The organism is Thalassococcus arenae (genome assembly GCF_019104745.1).
Lineage (GTDB): Bacteria > Pseudomonadota > Alphaproteobacteria > Rhodobacterales > Rhodobacteraceae > Thalassococcus_B > Thalassococcus_B arenae.
The window spans coordinates 440,056-460,593 of the sequence record NZ_JAHRWL010000002.1 but is presented as its reverse complement, the minus strand read 5'-3'; the positions used below and the strand labels follow the sequence as shown (position 1 = coordinate 460,593).

3 protein-coding genes are annotated in these 20,538 nt (G+C 64.9%); all 3 read right to left on the bottom strand.

Annotated elements, in window-relative coordinates; translation table 11 throughout:
- Positions 1–113 precede the first annotated feature (113 nt).
- The 3 genes from KUH32_RS13550 to KUH32_RS18520 all read right to left on the bottom strand — a co-directional run bounded on the left by KUH32_RS13550 (position 114) and on the right by KUH32_RS18520 (position 20,537).
- The gene (locus KUH32_RS13550) at positions 114–1,409 is read right to left on the bottom strand and encodes an HlyD family type I secretion periplasmic adaptor subunit (RefSeq protein WP_217779142.1); all 1,296 of its coding nucleotides are present in this window, start codon (positions 1,407–1,409) and stop codon (positions 114–116) included.
- Positions 1,402–3,144, bottom strand: a complete 1,743-nt coding sequence (locus KUH32_RS13545; protein WP_217779141.1) for a type I secretion system permease/ATPase — start codon at positions 3,142–3,144, stop codon at positions 1,402–1,404. The genes KUH32_RS13550 and KUH32_RS13545 overlap by 8 nt, the downstream gene beginning before the upstream one ends.
- A gap of 80 nt (positions 3,145–3,224) precedes the next feature.
- Entirely contained in the window at positions 3,225–20,537 is a 17,313-nt protein-coding gene (locus KUH32_RS18520; protein WP_348541120.1) for a tandem-95 repeat protein, read from the bottom strand.
- Between the last annotated feature and the right edge of the window lies 1 nt (position 20,538).

Below are 20,538 nucleotides of genomic sequence, written 5' to 3'. Positions count from 1 at the left end.
CCCCCTACAGGTTTCGGACTGGCGGGAAATTCGCGCACCCGCGGGCTTGCGGATCGGCGGCAAACCGCGCGCCGCCCAACTGGTGCGGTCAAATGCCGGGCTCCGGCAACGGATCAGTTTTCGCGAAAAGCCCGCGCCAGGTGGTCGGTCATCGGTTTCACGACATAGCTGAGAACCGACCGGGCATTGGTCTGGAGATACCCCTCGAGCGGCATGCCCGGCACCAGTGTGAGCGCGCCAAGTTGCGCGATCTCGGTATCGGGGATATCCAGTTCCACCACGTAGAAACTCACCCCCGTCTGCGGGTCGGTCAGAGATGTCGGTGACACGCGCCGAACGGTGCCCGTCAGTTCCGGCGTGGTGCGCTGGTCGAAAGCCGAGAAACGGATCGTGGCGGGCTGGTCGACATAGACCTGGTCGATCGATACCGGGCTGACCTGCAATTCGAAGGTCAGCCGTTCGGTCACCGGCACGATCTGCAAAACCGTCGCGCCGGGCTGCACGACCCCACCCTTGGTGAACACCTGCATCTCGTGCACGATGCCCGACACCGGCGCCTTGAGAGCGACCCGGTCAAGCTGTTTTTCGGTGGAGACAACCTGCTGCTGCAATTCGCCGATCTGCGCGACGACTTCGCCCAGGTCGCTGACCACCTGTTCCTTGAATTGGCGGCGGTTCTGCAGGATCTCCAGTTCGGCATCCTGGATCGAGTTTCGGATCCGGGCGATTTCCGACTGGTGTTCCGACAACTGCCCTTCCAGGTCCGCCTCGGACCGGCGGATCGCCATCAACTGGTTGGCCGCGACAAGGCGCTTTTCCTCGAGCGTGCGCGTCGTTTCCATTTCCTGCCGGATCAGCGAAAGCTGCGTGCGTTTTGACGCGATCAGCCCTTCGACGCCGGTGATCTGGTGGCCGAACTGCACCATCTTCTCGCGCAGCTGCACTTCGCGCCCCTGTTGCAGTGCGCGCCGCGCGGCAAAGACCTCGCGCTGACCGATCCGGAAGGTTTCGGCATCAAGGCCCGCCAATAGCGGCGGGAACGGCGCGAATTCGATCGCCGGCAGATCCGCCTGTTCGGCTTCGAGCCGGTCGCGGCGCACCAGCAATTCCGCGAGGCGCGCCTTGTAGATCGCCAGGTTCGCCTCAAGCAACGTCTTGTCGAGCACGATCAGCGTCTCGCCCTGAATGACGGTATCGCCTTCGGAGACCAGGATGTCCTCGATCACGCCGCCATCGAAATGCTGGACCTGCTTGGGCTTGCCCTGGATGGCGATCGATCCGGTCGCGATCACCGCGCCGCTGATCCAGACGAAATGCGCCCAGGCCACCAGCGATCCCAGCAGCACGACGACCCCGATGATCCCCAGCCGTGCGGTCCAGCCAAAGCCGGTCTTGAGCGGTCTATCCATGTGCCGCCTCCGTGCGAACCTGCGCCTGCGCCGCCCGCGCCGCCTGTTGCGCATTCATGCGGCCCAGCACTTCGGCCTTGGGGCCGTAATCGACCTTCTGGCCGTTCTTCAGAACCAGGATATCATCGACGGCCGCGATCGCGCTTGGCCGGTGCGCCATGACGACCACGGTGCTGCCGTTGCGTTTCAGCGTTTCGATGGCCTCGGTCAACGCGGTATCGCCGTCGATGTCGAGATTGGAATTCGGCTCGTCCAGCACCACCAGCTTGGGCTGTCCGAACACCGCCCGGGCAAGACCGATCCGCTGGATCTGCCCGCCCGACAGGGGTTGCGTCACGTAACCGATCTGCGTGCCATAGCCGTCCGGCAGGGACAGGATCAACTCGTGCACATTGGCCAGACGTGCAGCGGCGATGACCTCTTCGTCGGTCGCCTTCGGATCGAACCGGGCGATGTTGTCACGCACCGTTCCGGCCAGCAATTCGAGCTTTTGCGGCAGATAGCCGATATGCCGCCCAAGCTGCGCCGGATCCCACTGCGTCAGCGTCGCGCCGTCCAGCCGCACTTCGCCCTGATCCGGCTGCCAGGCCCCGACCAGCAGCCGCGCCAGGGTCGACTTGCCCCCCGCACTCGGGCCGATGACGCCGAGCGCCCGGCCCGGTTGCAGTCGCAGGCTGAGTGCCGACAGGATCGGCTTGGCATCGATATCCGGCTCCGGAGACGGCGGAAATTTCGTGACGCCGTTCAGGATCACATGACCCTTGGGTTCCGGCAGGTCCATCGCGCTGGCCGGCCTTGCGGCCTGCGCGCGGAACGTCGCGCGCAAGCGCCGGTGCGCTTCGCGCGCGCGGATCACGCCGCGCCATTGGCCGATCACCTGATCGATCGGCGCCAACGCCCGGCCCGCGATGATCGACGCCGCGACGATCATGCCCGCCGATATCTCTTGCTGCAGCGCCAGGTAGCCGCCCAGACCCAGCAGCGCCGATTGCAGCAGCAGGCGGAATGCCTTGGACGAGGTCGTGAATGCCTCGCCCCGGTCGCCGCCGACCTGACCGGTGGCCAGGCCACGCCGGTGCATGTCGCGCCAGCGGTCGAGGATGGCATCCCCCATTCCCAGAGAAAGGATCGTGTCGCCATTAACATGGGCCTGTTCGACAAACCCGCTTTCGGCGGCATCCATGACCATGGCTTGCGCCGTCGAAGGCCGGGTCAGCGCCTGATTGGCAAGCGCCAGCCCCAGCACCAGAAGCGCCCCGGCCAGGGTCAGCATCCCCAGCCACGGATGAACAAGCCAGACGATGCCCAGATAGACGGGCACCCAGGGCAGATCGAAAAACCCCAGGATCGCCGGGCTGCCGACGAACCCGCGCACCGCCGACAGATCGTTCAGCGGCCGGCCCTCCGGGCGTACCCGCCCTGCCCCGGCCCGCATCCAGATCGCGAAGGCTTCGGCACTGACATCCTGATCCAGCCGGTAGCCCGCCCGCGACAGCAACCGGGTGCGCAAGAAGTCGTAAAAGCCGAGAAACGCGAAGGCCACCACCACGATCACGAACAGGCCTTGCAGCGTGGCCACCGACCCGCTCGAAAGCACGCGATCATAGACCTGCAACATGAACATCGGCCCGGTCAGCATCAGGATGTTCACCACGGCGCTGAAGGCCGCGACCAGGATGAATCGCCGTTTCATCGCGGCGATCGCGGCATCGTATATGGATTTCTCGGGTGTCACGCCCTTGCCATTCCCTGAAACTGCGGCTGCCCGGTGTCTTGCCGGAAGCCGCAGCCGATTTCAATTGCCGCAGACCCGCATCAGTAGAACGAGAACTGGTCCTCATCCAGCGCCGCCAGCTGCGTACCGGCCAGGAACAGGCTGTCGCCTTCGCCGAAGTCGAACAGCACCCCGCCGCGTTCGCGGCTGGCGAAGCTCATCAGGTCTTCGAAACTGTCCACCCCGTCGATCTGGATGTTGATGCGGTCGCCTTCGATGGTGCGGTTGCGCCGAACCTGGGTGACGCGGAAATCCGCGATCCAGTCGTTGCCGTCGCCGCGCCCGAAGCTGAAGCTGTCGACACCGCCATTGCCGAACAGAACGTCGTCGCCCGCATCGCCGCGGATCACGTCGTCGCCGCGACCGCCCATGATGAAGTCGTCGCCGTTGCCGCCGTAGATCGTGTCGTCTCCGGCACCGCCATAAAGCCGGTCCTCGCCGTCGCCGCCCAGGATCGCGTCGGCCCCCCGACCACCGAACAGGGCATCGTTGCCCAACCCGCCCGCCAGCAGATCGTCGCCTCTTCCGCCGCGCAGGCGATCCGAGCCATCGCTGCCTTCGACGACCTCGGTGAAATCGTTGAGCACGTCCACGGTCACGGTCGCGGTCGCCGTGTCCTCGCCATCGAAGACGGTATAGGTGAACTGGTCTTCGCCTTCGGTTCGCAGGAACGGCGTGTAGACCAGGGTATTGTCGACGAAGTCCACGGTTCCGCCGGCACCATCCGTCGCATCGATGATCGTCAGCGCATTGCCGTCGAAATCGCCGTCATTGGCCAGCAGAATGGCATGGTCGATGACGAGGCGGTTGAAGACGCTGGTCTCGAACACACCGTCGTCATTCGCGATCGGGGCCGTGTTGCGATAATCCAGTGTCAGCGTGAAATCGTCCGAGATCTCGGTCGTGCCATCGCTGGCGTGGATGCGCAGCGCGTGCACGCCGGCCTCGCCCGAAGGCGCCAGACCGCTCAGGACAGTGCCGTCGAAGGCCATCCAGTCGGGCAACGGGTCGCCGTTCTCCATGGTCAGGGCAAAGGCAAGCGGATCGCCATCGGGTTCATCGAAGCGATCGAGCGGCAGGGTGATGAAGAACGGTGTTCCGGTGGCCAGCGTTTCGCCGAAATCGTCGGCCAGGTAATCGTCGAACGGCGTGACCAACACCGGCGCGTCATCGACCGGGGTGAAGGTCAGCACGAATTCGTCCGAAACGGTGGCCTGCCCGTCGCTGGCGGTCAGCCGCAGGCCGATATCGCCGTTGAAGTCCTGCGGCGGGGTCCCCGAGATCGCAAAGCGTGCCTGGTCGAAGCTCAACCAGTCGGGCAAGTCCGACCCATCGGACAGCGTCAGCGCAAAGCTCAGCGCATCGCCGTCGACATCCGAGAACAGCGCCCGCTGCAGCACGATGTCGAAGCCGGTGTCCTCGATCCCGTTGCGGTCCGACAGCGGCGCCGAGATGACCGGGATGTCGTTCACCGGCGTCACGACCAGGCGCAGCGGCGCCGTGGTGTCGAACACGCCGTCGCTGGCGGTCAGCTCCAGCTCGATCGTGCCGTGGAAATTCTCGGGCGGCCGCCCGGTCAGGCTGCGCGTGATCGGATCGAAGCTCAGCCAGTCCGGCAGCGCGATGCCGCCCGACCGGGTCAGGGTCAGCGTCAGCGCATCGCCGTCGGGATCGGTCGCGACATCTGCGGGCAGCGCGATGGCGATATCCTCGTCTTCGGGTGTTTCCAGATCGGCGATGGGCCCGATTTCCGGCGCGCGGTTGATCGCGTCGACATCGACGGTCAGCGTGGCGGGTGTTTCGGCGGCACCGTCGGACACCCGGTAGTTGACCACCAGCTGGCCGGCAAAGGCCGGGTCGCGGGTGATGACGATATTGCCCTGCGCGTCCAGCGTGGCGGTGTAGTGGTCGCCATCCTCGACCGAAGCGATGCTCAGCGCATCCCCGTCGATATCGCTGTCATTGGCCAGCAGGTCGGCGGCGGCAACGATGAAGGGTTGTTCAATGCCGCCATAGCGGTTGTCGTCCACCGTGACCGGCGCGTCGTTCACCGCGACGATATCCAGCACGACACGCGCCGTCACCGAAAGACCCGTTGCATCGGTGACCGTGTAGTCGAACCAGCCCGGGCCGTTGAAATCGGCCTCGGGCGCGATCTCGATCCGGTTATCGGGCAGCAGCGTGACGGTGGCGCCGTCGCCGGATGCCACGGCGGTGACGCTCAGCGCATCGCCGTCCGCATCGCCGTCGTTGGCCAGCAGGTCGGTGGCGAGGATCGCAAAGGCCTGGTCTTCGAAACCCCGCAGGAAATCGTCGGCCGCGTCGGGCGCATCGGGCACCGGCGCCACGATCACGCCGACCGTACCGGTGGACGTGACCCCGTACTGGTTCGCCACGGTATAGCTGATCTCGTAGGCGCCATTGGCGTCGGGATCGGGGCGGAACAGGTATTGCTCCGCGCCCAGATCCTCGAGATTGGGTCCATCGACCCCGACCAGCGTGAGCACGCCCCCGTCCGGGTCGATGTCGTTGGCGATCAGGGCATTGCCGTCGATAATGGCGAAACCGTCTTCGTCCAGCAGGATATCGGCATCGGCGACGACGACCGGGAAGTCGTCGACCGGCAGGATGGTGATGAACACCTCGCCCACCGATTGCGCGCCCAAAGCGTCCTCGACCAGGTATTTGAACTTGGCGTTGCCGAAATAGTCGAACCGGCCCTGGAACACCGCCGTCTCGCCATCGGCAACGACGGTGCCGTTGTCCCCGTCATAGACCGACACGATGCGGAAAGCGTCGCCTTCGATGTCGACGTCGTTGGCCAGCAGCGTGGCGAAGTCGATGCGCAGGGGCTGGTCCTCGTTCACCACGAAGCCGCTATCGTCAACCGTGATCGGCGCGTCGTTGACCGCGGCAAAGTCGATGCTGACCGTACCCGTGCTGTTCAGGCGGCCATCGGTCACCACATAGTCGAACTGCACGACACCGTTGACCTGGTCGTCGGGCACGAACTGGATCGTGCCGTCGGGCAGGACGAACGCGTTGCCGCCATCGGCGCGAGTTTCGATCGACACGAAGCTGACCGTATCCTCGGGATCGGGATCGCTGACGAAACCCATCAGCCCGGCGATGCTGAAATCCAGCGCCGTGTCCTCGGTGCCCTGCAGGTCAATCAACGGGGCGAAGGGAGCCCGGTTCGTAGGCGTGACTTTGAATACGATCAATCCCTCGTCGGTCATGCCGTCGCTGTCGGCGACGACATAGGTGGCCGTCGCTTCGCCAGCAAAATTGATCTCGGGCGTAAAGGTGACGGTATCGCCGTCCTGGGTCAGTGTGCCGTTCGACGGGGTGCCGAAGGACAACACCGTCAGGACACCGCCATCGACATCGGTGTCGTTGGCCAGGATGTCGTCGAGATCGAAGACGATGCTGCCATCCTCGTACCCGGTGAAGCCGTCCTGGCGGGCCACCGGCGGATCGTTGACCGGCGCAAGGTCGATCTCGATCCGGCCCGTGGTTTCGCCCTGCTTGTCGTCCGTGATGACGTAGTCGATGGCGATCAGACCGCTGATTTCGGGATCGGGAACATAGTCGAAGATGCCCGAATGCATGCCGTTCAGTTCGACAGGCGCCTCGGCGGTTTCCTCGACGCCGTCAAGGCTGCGCGTCCACACCAGGGTCAGCGCATCCCGGAACTCCAGCGGCACCAGCGCGGTGACCTGGCCCGTGGCCGCGTCGACGCTCATCCAACCGGGCAGGTCGGAGCCATCCGACAGGGTGACGGCAAAGACCGCACCCTCGGCGGGGGCCAGGCTGTCCGGCGTCTCGACGATCACCGCGCCGGGGCGCAGCGCCACGGCGCCGTTGACCTGATCGTCGTATTCCTGCGCGACGGTGACGGTGTTCGTCACCGGCAGCAGGGTCTGTTCGAACAGCAGCCCAGGCAGGTCGGTGAAGGTATCAGGCACCGTCGCGGTCAGGACGCCCGTCGCCACGTCGAAGCTCATCCAGGCGCGGATCAACGTGCCGTCGCCCAGGGTGGCGGCATAGGTCGCGCCATCCTGGTGAGTGAAGTAGTCCTTGGCGTCGATGGTGATTTCGCGCGTTCCCGCGGGCGGCAGGGCCGCAAGCGCGGTGTTGAAGTCGTCCGAGGCGTCCTCGGCCAGCACCTCGGGCAGCAGCGTCTGGCTGAACTGCAGCTCCAGCGTGTCCGAGTAGTTGCGCGGCACCGTGCCGGTCACAAGGCCCGAACGGGTGTCGAAGGTGATCCAGTCGGGCAGGTCCGACCCATCGGCCAGGGTGACACGATAGCTCGCGCCCTCGGCCCGGTCGAGATGGTCGAAGATATCGACGATCACCACGGTCTGCTGGCTGCCCTGGTGTTCCGGCAACCCGATCTCGACGATGCGGATCGCATGACCATCGACATCGTCGTCGTTGGCCAGCAGAGTCGACAGAACGAAGCTGGTGACTTCGCCTTCGACACCGGCAAAGCGGTCGACGCCCGCATCGGGCCGTTCCGGCGCCGCCGCGACATTGACGAAAACGGTCGCCGGCTCGGCCGATCCCGCGCCCTTGACGTCCTCGGCATCGTATTCGATCGCGAAAGTGCCGAAATAATCGGTCGGCGCGCCCAGCAGCAGCCGCTCGGACAGCGCCGTGACACTGACGCCGGACAGGTCGGTCAACGCGTAGGTTTCGTCGATGACCACATCCATGAGCAGCGAGAACGCCACCGGTCCCTGCATGTCCAGCCGAACCGGCAGGCTGCCGACAAAGCCTTCGGGCGCCTGCCCGGCGAAGCGCATCGTCGCGGCGTCGAAGTCCAGCCAATCCGGCAGGTCCGCCAGGTTTTCCTTGCGCGCGACGATATCGGTGACGCCCGACAGGTTCAGACCGAACTGCCCCTTCGCGGCGAAATGAGACGAGGTCTGCAACAGCGCGTTCACCGCCGGGTCGACGCCCAGGACGGGGTCGATCACGAATTCGAGCGCGAAATCGTCATCGGTGCTGCGCAACCTGACATCCGAGTCGGAATTCGACTCGAACACCACCTGCACGCGGACCGGCTCGGCATCCGCCGCGGGCGCGATCCCCGACAATTGCAGCGACGCCGTGGCCGCGTCGAATTCCAGCCATTCCGGCAGCGGGCGCATGCCCTGCAACTGCGCGCGCGGCGTGAAATCGGCTTCGGTGACCAGCACGTAACCGTCCAGATCGCGCAGCTCGATCAGACCGGCATCAAAAACGGCCAGGCCGCTGGCGATGGCGATGCCGTCCTGCAACCGGTCGGCATCGGCGGGGGTCAGCGTCAGCGACACGCTGTGCGCCTGGGTTTCGGTGCCGGTCGCCAGGGCGCCAGTGTCGAAGTAATGCACGACGACGACCACGTCTTCGGTCTGGCCATCCGGCAGAACGCCGTGAATCAACCCGGCATCCGCATCGAAGAACAGCCAGCCCGGCAGGTCCGATCCGTCGGCCAGACGCGCCACCGCCGTGAGGCCCAGATCTTCGTCCGTTCCGCTCAGCGTCACGTCCCGCGCGACCTTGGGCTGCGTGTCTGTGACAAAGCGCGCCAGCGTCGCGGCAAACCCGCTCAGACCCACCGGCACGTCGCGCAGACCCGCGCCGCCATTGATGCCGACCCAGTCGTCGACCTGCTGCGCCGTCATCCGCACCAGGCCCAGCCCGTCGAACAGGCGTGCCCCATCCAGCTGCGCCGCGATCGCGTCGAGCGCCGCCTGGTCCATGCCGGAATTGACGCTGACATCCAGCGCATAGACCGCCCTGGAGGCATAGCTGCTGTCGAAATCCGCGGTGGGCAGATCCGCCTCGACATAGGAAATCCGCACCACGAGGGATTGCGGATCGGCCGGTGCCGTGTCGGGGTCGATGGACAGCTCGAGCGTCTCGGGGTCGAACGACACCCAATCCGGAAGCGCCTCGCCGTTCTTCAGCGAGGCCACGAACCCCCCTTCGCCGGCGGCGCGCAGCATGTCGTCCCGTCCAAAGACGAACCGGCCCGCCCCCGGTCCGCCATCGGCGGCGATGCCCTGGGCGACACGCGCAAGCGACAGGCTTTCCGTCCAGACCTGTTCGGGGCGTTCGCCGTCGGCCGGTCGCGTCAGCGTCAGCACCACATCGGCCTGCGCCGTCAACGCGCTGTCGTCGAACCAGAAGGCGACACGCGCGGCGTCGAAATGCAGGTCCGCAGGCAGGTCCGTTCCGTCGGCCAGCGTCGCGGTGGCGACGATCCCGGCCTTGGCCAGTTCCGCGCCCAGATCGACCGGCGCGGCGTCACGCTCCCAGTCGACCTGGCCCAGCACCCGCGCGCCGGAGAAGAACAGCACGTCGCCGTCCAGGTCGATATCGTTGCCGAAGGCTTCGCCCGGAATGACCGACAACGCGGTATCTTCGAGCCCGAAGACGATGTCGTCGAACAGGATCGGCCCGTCGTTCTGCGGCAGGATCGAGATGGTGACATAGCCCTGGTCGAACCCGCCTTCGCCGTCGCTGATCTCGTAGGCGAACCCGGCCAGCCCGTTATAGTCGGGCGACGGGGTAAAGACGATCTGTCCGGCCTCGTCGAACGCCACCTTGCCATGGGTGGGGAAGCGCTCCAGCCCGCTGACGGTCAGGGTGTCGCCGTTGGGATCGGTATCGTTGGCCAGCAACAACGCCGGGTCGATCACCAGCACCGCGTCCTCGACGATCTCGAACTGGTCGTCGGCGGCGCGCGGCGGGTCGTTCAGCGGAACGACCGTGATTTCGACGGCATGGGTCGACCGGGCGCCCTTGGCATCCACGGTGTCATACGAGAACCCGGCATCGCCCAGCGACCCGGACGCGGTGAAAGTGATGGTGCCGGTATCGGCGTCGTAGGACATGTCGCCGTTGAAGGCCGAATGCGCCCCGCCGAAGACAAAGCTGTCGCCCTCGATGTCGAAATCGTCATCGAGCAAGTCACCGACGGTGATCTCGCGCACCAGGGTCTGCCGCATCGTATAGCGATCACCGGCGCTGCGCGGCGCGTCGTTGACCGCGTTGAAGAACAGCTCGACCTCGGCGGTGGCCGTCCCGCCATTGCCATCGCTCAACGTGTAGATGAAGCCGGCGAACCCGAAATGATCGGGCACCGGTTCGAACTCGATTTCCGACCCCAGGATACGGCCGCGGCCGTTGGTCAGGTCATAGCGGAGCCCCGAGTAAAGCGGGTTGCCGTCTTCGTCCAAAAGCGGGCCAAGGTCGATGATCGTCAGCGCATCGCCGTCGATATCGCTGTCATTGGCCAGCAGATCGGCGATGGAAATCAACAGCTTGCTGTCTTCTTCACCATAATAGACGCCGTCGTTGCCACCCACCGGATTGTCGTTGACTGGGCGCAGGTTGACCTCGACCTCGGCGGTGGATTCGCGGCCGTAGGGGTCGCGGACGGTGTATTCGAAGAACGCATCGCCGTTGAAATCCTGATCGCCCAGGAAGTTGATGCTGCCGTCCTCGGCAATCCAGGCCGTGCCGTTGGCGGTACCGCGGACCGAAACCAAAACCAGGTCCTCGGTGCCGCTGTCGGCGTCGTTGGCCGTCAAATCGGACAACGCGATCACCACGACCTCGTCCTCGTTCTTGAGGCGGATCAGGTCGTCTTGCGCGTTGAACCGCCCCGCTCGGGACAGCGTGTCGATCGTCGCGCGATCCCAGACCGTGCCATCGGCATAGGCGATTTCCTCGATCCCGGTCTCGCGGCCGAGGAAGTGATCGGTGACGCGCAGCGTGTCGATCAGCAACCCGTCATCCTGTTCCAGTTCGATCAGCAGATCGTCGCCTTCGCGGATGACGGACACGTCCTTGGGCGCCGCGCCGTCCTTGACGGCCACGCGGTCGATATCGGCCGCGCCGCCCTGTTCGACCACCGTGTCAGACCCGGAATCGAACCCGAAGAGATAGGTGTCGGAGCCTGCGCCGCCTTCTTGCGTGTCATCGCCGAAGCCGCCATCGAACTGGTCGGCGCCGGCCGAACCGATAAAGCGGTCGTCGTAGTCCGAGCCCAGCAGCGCCTCGATCCCGGTCAGCTGGTCGCCAAGCGCCTCGCCCGCAAGACCCAAGCCCTGCGCGAGGTCGACCACCACGGCTTCGTCCGCCTGCGAATAGTCCGCGATGTCAAAGCCCGCGCCGCCATCGATGTCGTCAGCCCCGCGCCCGCCGCGGATGATGTTGTCGCCCGCATCGCCGACGACGGTGTCGTCGTGATACGACGCCTGGACGATCTCGATCCCGTCGAAGCTGTCGCCGGCCGCGTCTCCGCCACCGGCCGACCCATCGGCCATGTTGATCGATACCCCTTCGGCGGACAGCGTGTAATCCGCCACGTCGATGCCGTCGCCGCCGACAAAGCTGTCCGCGCCGCGCCCGCCGATCAGCGTGTCATTCCCGGCCAGACCCAGCAGCGTGTCGTCACCGCGGCCACCCCGCAGCAGGTTGTCGCCACCGTCGCCGGTCAGGGCATCGTCATATTGCGTGCCGACGAGGTTTTCGATCGAGATCAGCGTATCGCCTTCGGCGTCGCCACCCGTGGCCGTGCCAGCGGCCAGCGATACCGCGATGCCTTCGCCCGCTTCGGACAGGAAGTAGTCGGCGGTATCGGACCCCTCACCGCCATCCAGCACGTCGGCCCCGGCGCCGCCGGTCAGGCTGTCATTGCCCGTCCCGCCCAGCAAGGTGTCGATCCCGGCATTGCCGCTCAGGCTGTCTGCCCCGCCGCGGCCGGTCAGCAGGTTGTCACCGCCATTGCCCGACAGGATGTCGCCGAAATCGGAACCCGAAAGCGCTTCGACATTCAGGTAGACATCGCCTGCCGCAAAGCCGCCCTGCCCGATCCGCGTGTCCAGCCCGGCGCGCACGCCGATATTGGACCCGGCGAAATCCACGAGGTCATAGCCGGCGCCGCCATCGATTTCGTCGCCGCCATCGCCGCCCAGGATCGTGTCGTCTCCGGCGCCGGTGCGAATCGTGTCGTCGCCGCTGCCGCCGTCGACAAGGTCGTTTCCGTTACCCGTTTCGACCAAATCGTCGCCGGCCCCCGCAAAGACCGTGTTCTGGCCATCCAGTGCAAAGATGTCGTCGTTCCCGCCCAGACCGTGGAACGTCTCGTCCAGCGCGTTGCCGATCAACAGATCGCGGATCTCCGAGCCGGTCTGCACCTGGCTGTAGGTGTCGGACACCGCGCCCGCGGCAAAGCCGGTGTCGAAGGCACCTGCCAGATCGGCGATGCTGTATTCCAGCGTCACCGCACCGCTGAACCCGTCTGCGTTGCGCACGACGATGAATTCGTCGCCATAGATCTCGGCCGCGCCGATGCTCAGGTTCTCGACCGCACGGAACGCGATCACGTCGTTGTTGTCGATGTCGAAATCGTTGGCCAGAAGGTCGTCGATGCGGACAACCCAGGGCGTGTTGAACCCGGCGGGCGCCAGAACGTCATCGACGATCTCGGGGTCGTCGTTGACCGGGATCATCACGATATTCACCGATCCCACATCGGTGCCGTCGGCATCGTCGGTCACGACATAGGTGAAACCGGTCGAACTGACCGAATTGAGGTCGGGCGTGAAGACAAGATCGCCATCGGCATTGAACCGCAGATCACCGTTGATGAAGGGCAGCGGCCGGGCGGACAGAATCCGCAGCGGATCGAGATCGATATCGGTGTCGTTGGCAAGCAAGGTCGCAACCGGAATGACCGTCTCGACGTCTTCGTAGACCTCGATGACGTCGTTGCCGGCGACCGGAGGCGCGTCACCCACGTTCTCGAAATAGAGCGACACGCGCGCGGCGTCGGTCAGGCCCTGTTCGTCCCGGATGAGGTAGAAGAACGATGCGTTGCCCCAGAAATCCTGGTCCGGCACGAAGCGCAGCGTGTCCGCGTCGATCTGCGTGACGACACCGTTGATGTCCTCCGAGAAGCTGACGAATTCGAGCGCCGAGCCTTCAATGTCGCTGTCGTTGGACAGCAGGTCGGCGATGTTGATCTCGACGGCGTTGTCCTCGAGCGCATAGAGATACGGCAACCGGTTCCAGTGATCGGCCCGGGCATCGGGCGCGTCGTTGACCGGCGTCACGTCGACCGTGACGCGGGCACTGGCGCTGCCGCCCTGCCCGTCATCAACCGTGTAGGTGAACCCGCCGGTGCCAAAGAAATTCGCCGCCGTGCGGAATTCGACGGTGGCGTTTTCCAGCAGGCGCACGCTGCCACCGGTGGGCGCGCTGACGCCGGTGATGGTCAGCGTGTCGCCATCGTATTCCAGGTCGTTCGCCAGCAGGTCCGCCGCGGCGACAAGGATGATGTTGTCCTCCTCGACCGACAGGCTGTCCGCCTGCGGATCGGGATCGTTGTTGACCGGTTCGATATACAAGTTGACCTGCGCCGTGGCGGTGCCGCCCTGTCCGTCCTCGATCGTGTAGCCAAAGCTGGCATTGCCGAAGACGTAGTCGGTCGGTGTGACCTGCACGTACCCGTCATCGGTCAGCGCCACCGACACGTTCGCGTTCCCGGTGACCCCGGTGATGCGCAAGGTGTCTCCGTCGATATCGCTGTCGTTTGCCAGAAGCGCGGATTGCGCGATCAGGAAGGCCTGGTTTTCCAACGTGGTAAAGCCGGAATCGGTGCGGGCGACCGGTGCGTCGTTCACCGGTGTGACCTCGATCGTCACCACCGCTTCGGCGCGGCCACCCTCGGGCGTGTTCGCGGCATAGCTGAAGCGCGCGGTGCCGTTGAAATCGGCATCGGGGTTGAAGGTGATCTCGCCGGCCGAATTCAGCGACACGGTGCCGTTCTGCGCGCCGAAGACCTGCCCCACGATCATCCGGTCGCCATCCAGATCGTTGGACAGAAGCCGCTCGGCCGAAATCTGCAAGGTGCCGTCCTCGGCCACCGAAAAGCCGGAATCGTCCCGTGCCTCGGCGACCGGCCGCACGCGGATATCCACCGACGCGGTAGAGATGCCGTTCTGGCCGTCGGAAATCGTGTAGGTGAACTGGGTCGGCCCGGTGAAACCGGCGACCGAGCGGAAGACCACGTTGCCGGTCGCATCGATCTCGGCATAGCCGTCGGGCCCGCCATCGACGGCGATAAGGCTGATCGGGTTGCCGTCGGGGTCGAAATCGTTGGCCAGCAGTTCCGATGCCAGGATCACCACGTCCTCGCCCGAAACCGAGGAATAGTAACCGTCGTCGCGCGCCTCGGGCGCGGTGTTCTCGGTCGCGGCCAGCAATTCCGTCTTGGTCCAGACCACGCCGTCCGAGAAATGGTATTCCTCGATCCCGCCATTGTCGGACGACAATGCGTTTTCGACGGTCAGCGTGTCGCCGCTGGTGGCGAACGAGATGACCACCGTGTCGCTGCCCTTGAACAGACGGACGGCCGAAGTTTCGGACGACACCGCATCGACAAAGAAAACCCGGTCGATGGCCGCGTCGTGGTTGGCCTCGGAAATCTGGTCGTGGCCGGCGCCACGGGTCATGACATAGGTGTCGGCCCCCGCCAGACCGGTCAGCAGATCGTTGCCCGCCGACGCGGCAAAGCTGTCGTCGCCGGCAAAGCCGCGCGCCTGGTCGGCCCGGTCGGTGGTGGCATAGGCGATGACCTGGGCGCGCATCTCGGCGCGGTCCCAGACCGTGCCATCGGCGAATTCGATCGCATCGACGCCGGCACGGCCATCCGCCAGGGCATCGACCAGGATCACCCGGTCGCGTTCCTGCGCGAAATACAGCACCAGGTCGGTGCCTGCCTCGCCCGCCCGCGCGATCCCGCGCACGTCGGCGGGCACCAGGTCAGGCAGTTCCAGAACGTCACCGGTATCGTTGCCGGTATCGGCAATGCGGTCGTCCCCGTCGCCGTCGCGATAGACATAGCGGTCGTTGCCGCCCCGACCGTCGATCACGTCGCTGCCGGCGCCGCCTTCCAGCGTGTTGGCCGCCGCGGTCCCGATCAGCAGGTCGTCGTGGTCGGTGGCCGCGCCGGTGATCATCTGATCCAGCACGGATTGCACCGAGATATCCTCGGCACTGTCCAGCAGCCGGATGGTTTCGACCCGCGCCGCGCCCGTGCCGACCCCTCCGATCACCCGGATCTCGTCCGAGGTTCCGGCGAAGCGGATCAGCAGGTCGATGCCGTCACGGCCATCGCGGGTGATGTCGAGATCGGCCAGCGCATAGCCGGAAATCTCGATCCGGTCGTTTCCGCCCACCGCTTCGGCGATGCGGTCGCGGCCGTCGCCGCGGTGGAAGACATAGACGTCGTTGCCGCCTTCGCCTGCCAGGATGTCGTCGCCCAGTCCGCCGATTAGGCGTTCCTGGTCGCCGGTTCCGGTCAGCCGGTCCGCGCCGTCGGTTCCGGTGATGTCGGTCACCAGGTCGACGGCCAGCCGCGCCGTCGTCTCGGCCTTGGTCCAGACCGTGGCATCGGCAAAGACGATCTGGTTCAACGTCCAGGCGGCGTCCGACGACAGGTAGTTGACCAGGGTAATCACCTCGCCCGTGTCGATCCGCAACAGCAGGTTCAGTCCCTCGGCATCCAGCAGAACCTGGTCCGGCGTCACGTCGGTCAGGGTCAGCCGGTCGAGATCGTTGTTGGAACGGTCGTAGTCGCTGATCGCATAGCTGCCATCGCCGGTGGTATGGAAGAAGTCTTCGGCGAAGACGCTTCCGACAACGCTGCCGGTGGCCTTCATGTCCGCCACGACCTTGTCACGCAGCGCCTTGCCCGACAGAACCGTGCCGTCGGCAAAAGCCAGTTCGTCCATGCGGTAGTCGTTGCTGTCCTCGAAATGGCGCAGAACCGTGACGGTCTCTTCGCCGGGCAGGCTGGCGACCAGATCGTTGCCGACATGCGCCAGCAGGACCTGATCGGGGTTCAGGTCGACAAAGCTCAGCCGGTCGGAACGGTCGTTGTTGTCATAAGCCGTGATGGTATAGCTGCCGTCGCCCGTGCGGTGGACGAACATTTCGGAATAATGATCGCCGATCACCGCGCCGCCGGCTTTCATATCCGCGACGACACGGTCGCGCAGCGCCTGTCCGGTCAGAACCGTGCCGTCCAGGAACGCGATCTCGTCCATCCGGTAGTCGCCGTTCTCGTCGAAATGGCGCTGGATCGTCACCGTTTCACCGCTGGCGCGGGTGATGACAAGGTCGTTGCCGACATGATCGAAGGTCACGCCGTCCGGGCCGATATCGGTGAATTCCAGCCGGTCGACGCGGTTGTTGTTGTCGTAGGCAAGGATCGCGAACGATCCGTCACCGGCGCTGTGCCGGAACAGTTCGGAGTAATGATCGCCGATCACAAGGCCCGACGCGCGCATGTCAGAGACGACACGGTCGCGCAGCGCCTGTCCGGTCAGAACCGTGCCGTCCAGGAACGCGATCTCGTCCATCCGGTAGTCGCCACTTTCCTCGAAATGGCGCTGGATCGTCAACGTTTCACCGCTGGCGCGGGTGATGACAAGGTCGTTGCCGACATGATCGAAGGTCACGCCGTCCGGGCCGATATCGGTGAATTCCAGCCGGTCGACGCGGCTGTTGTTGTCGTAGGCAAGGATCGCGTAGGTTCCGTCGCCTTCGGTATTGCGGAACAACTCGGAATTGTGGTCGCCGATCACCAGGCCCGAGGATTTCATGTCCTCGACCACCTTGTCGCGCAACGCCTGGCCGGTCAGGATCGTGCCGTCCGAAAACGCCACTTCGTCGATCCGGTAATCGCCGTTCTCGTCGAAATGGCGCAGGATCGTGACGGTTTCGCCGCTTGACAGCGTCGCCACCAGGTCATTGCCCACATGCGAAAGGCTGACCTCGTCCGGTGTGGCATCGGCAAAGGACAGTTGGTCGATCCGTCCGTTGTTGTCGTAGGCAAGGATGGAATAGGACCCGTCGCCGACCCGGTGCACGAAGGTTTCTTCGAAGTGATCCCCGATCACCGCGCCCGTCGCCTTCATGTCCGACACGACCCGGTCGCGCAGCGCCTTGCCGCTCAGCACGGTTCCGTCGGCAAAAGCGATTTCCTCGATCCGGTAGTAGCCGTTTTCGTCGAAATGGCGAAGCAGGGTCACCGTTTCGCCGTTCGGCAGCGTCGCCACCAGATCGCTGCCCACATGCGCCAGTTGCACGTCCTGCGCATCGACATCGGCAAAGATCAGGCGGTCGGTATCGCCGGGCACGGCGTAACGCGAAATCGCGTACGATCCGTCGCCAAGCCTGTGCACGATTTCGGGAAACTCCGACCCGAGTGTGACCGTCCCGTCGGCTTTCATGCCGTCCAGCGCCTTGTCCCGGATCGCCGTCTGGTCCAGCACGGTCCCGTCCGAGAACCGGATCTCCTCGAGCGCCATGTCGGACGATGCCCGGAACTGTTCATCGACGACGATTTCCTCGCCGTTCTCCAGCGTGATCCGCAGATCGGTGCCGTTGACGATGCCGAACTGCGCCTGGTCCGGCGTCACGTCGGTGAAGGTCAGGCTGTCGTCCAGCGCCCCCGGGCCCTCGGTCCCGGTGACGATCCCCGCCAGCGCCACGAAGGCCGCCGCATCATAGGCGGTCTGGCCGATCGTGACTTCGGCCACCGACAGCGATCCGTCCGGTTTGACCAGGTTCAGCAGGACGATGAAACCGCCGGGTGTCAGCACATCCAGGTTCTGGCCGAATTGCAGGAAGCCGTAATCCTCGACGGGACCGGGCCCCAGATCGAAGCTGGGCAGCACCTGGTCGAGCGTCAGGAAGTAGACCTGCGTCGGCGTGACAGGCGTTTCGCCGTCGGGCGGCAAAGGCGGCTCAAGCGGCGGGAACCCCGCGTCGGCGGCGACGCGCGCGGCGACCGCGGCCGCATCGAACACGACCGGGCTTTCGATCTCGGACAGGATGATCTCTGCCACGCCGACTTGGTCATCGGGGCGGAAGTAGTCCTTGACGATCGTGGTCTCGATCCATTCGCCCGGCACGTAATGCAGCAGCAGATCGGTGCCGTCCTGTTCGAAGATCACGTCGAAGGTTTCGTAGAACGGCAGTTCCAGCACATCCGTGGTGTAGTCGGGAATTCCGCCTTCCGGGCCCTCGGGGCCTTCGGGGAACGGTACTTCTCCGCCGCCGCCGCTGTCGTCGCGGATCGTGTAGAAGCCATCTCCGGTGCTGTGTTCGAAGGCGTCGCCGCCCGCGGTGCCGTAAACGAAACCGGTGTCGGTCGCATAGCCCTGCGCCACCAGCGCGTCGATCTGGACACCATCCAGAATCGTGCCGTCGGCAAAGGCCAGTTCTTCGATCCGGTCCAGCGGATCGCCCGAGAAATGGTTCCGCACCCAGACCGTACCACCCTGAACCAGCCGGATTTCGAGATCGGAACCGCTCTGGAACAGCATCGCCTGGCCGGGGATGACGTCGCGCAGTTCGACCCGGTCGATATCTTGCGCAAGACCGCGGTCGATGATCGTCGTCGTCTCGGTCGCGTCGCGCAGAACATAGGTGTCCGATCCGGCGTTGCCCTGCAGCGTGTCCGTACCCGCGCCGCCGTCCAGAACGTTGTCGTTTGCGTCGCCGATCACCGTGTCGCGGCCGGAACCGCCGATCACGGCTTCGATATTGGCTATCGTTTCGACGCCGCCGCCGCTGAAGGTCGCCGTGGCCGACGCCAGATCGATGACCACGTTGTCCGAGGTGTAGGTGAAGTCCAGCGTGTCATACCCGTCGCCGCCGTCGAAGACATCCAGCCCGAACCCGCCGACCAGAAGGTCGTCGCCGGCCCCGCCGTTGATCGTGTCCTCGCCGTCTCCGCCATCCACGGTGTCGTTGCCGCCTGCGCCGTTCACAAGGTCGGCGCCACCGCCGGCATGCAGGTAATTGTCGCCGTCGGTGCCGGTGATCGTGTTGTTGCCGCTGCCGGCCAGAACATGTTCGAAATCGACGATGGGATGCACGTCGCTGTTGGGGAACGTGACGCCCTCGGCGGCCAGGTCGATATGGTGGTCGTCGCCGGCGTAACGGAAATCCAGCGTGTCCTCGCCCGCGCCGCCATCGTATTGGTCACCCGCGCCCGAGGCACCGCGCACCAGGTCGTCGCCATCGCCGGCCAGGATCGTGTCGTTGCCCGACCCGCCGTCCAGCGTGTCGTTGCCGCCGCGGCCTTCGATCAGGTCGTTGCCGCTGCCGGTGACAATGGAATCGTCCCCATCGGTCCCTGCATGGGGAACCGTGGCGGCCAGGTCACTGAAAGAAACGCTTTCACCATCGCCGAACACGATGGTTTCAATGGCGAAATTGGTCTCCAGCCCGCGCTTGATGCGGACCGTCTCGGCATTCGGCAATTCGAAGATCAGGTCGTTGCCGCTGCGCGAAATGACCATCTCTGATCGCAGCGTATCGGTGAAGGTCAGCGAATCCGCGCGGTAACTGGCGCGGTAGTCGTTGTCGTAATCCTCGATGGTGTAGGACCCGTCGCCAAGGCTGTGGGTATAGGCTTCGAACCAGAACGTGCCGGTGACGGTGCCCGAGGCCTTTTCGTCGGCCACGGCCCGCGCCGCAAAGCCTTCAATGTCGTAAACAACGCCATCCGAGAAGGTGATCGTCTCGATCGAGCGGTAGGCATTCGAGTCGAACTGGCCCTTGATCCGGATAACCTCGCCATTGTCGATGCGGATCACCGCATCGGTGCCGTCGCTTTCGACGGTCACCTCTGTCGAGGCGACGTCGGTGAAGGTCAGCGAATCTGCCCGCACATTGGCGCGATAATCGTGGTCGTAGTCCTCGATGGTGTAGGACCCGTCGCCGCGCGAGTGGGTGTAGGCCTCGAACCAGAAGGTGCCGGTGACGGTGCCCGAGGCCTTTTCGTCGGCCACGGCCCGCGCCGCAAAGCCTTCAATGTCGTAAACAACGCCATCCGAGAAGGTGATCGTTTCGATGGACCGATAGGCGTTTTCGTCGAAATTGCCCTTGATCCGGACCACTTCGCCATTGTCGATGCGGATCACCGCATCGGTGCCGTCGCTCTGCACCGTCACCTCGGTCGAGGCGACGTCGAGGAAGTCCAGCCGGTCTTGCCGATAGCTGGAGCGATAATCGTGGTCGTAATCCTCGATGGTGTAGGACCCGTCGCCGCGCGAGTGGGTGTAGGCCTCGAACCAGAACGTGCCGGTGACGGTGCCCGAGGCCTTTTCGTCGGCCACGGCCCGCGCCGCCAGTCCTTCGATGTCATAGACCACGCCATCCGAGAAGGTGATCGTTTCGATGGACCGATAGGCGTTTTCGTCGAAATTGCCCTTGATCCGGACCACTTCGCCATTGTCGATGCGGATCACCGCATCGGTGCCGTCGCTCTGCACC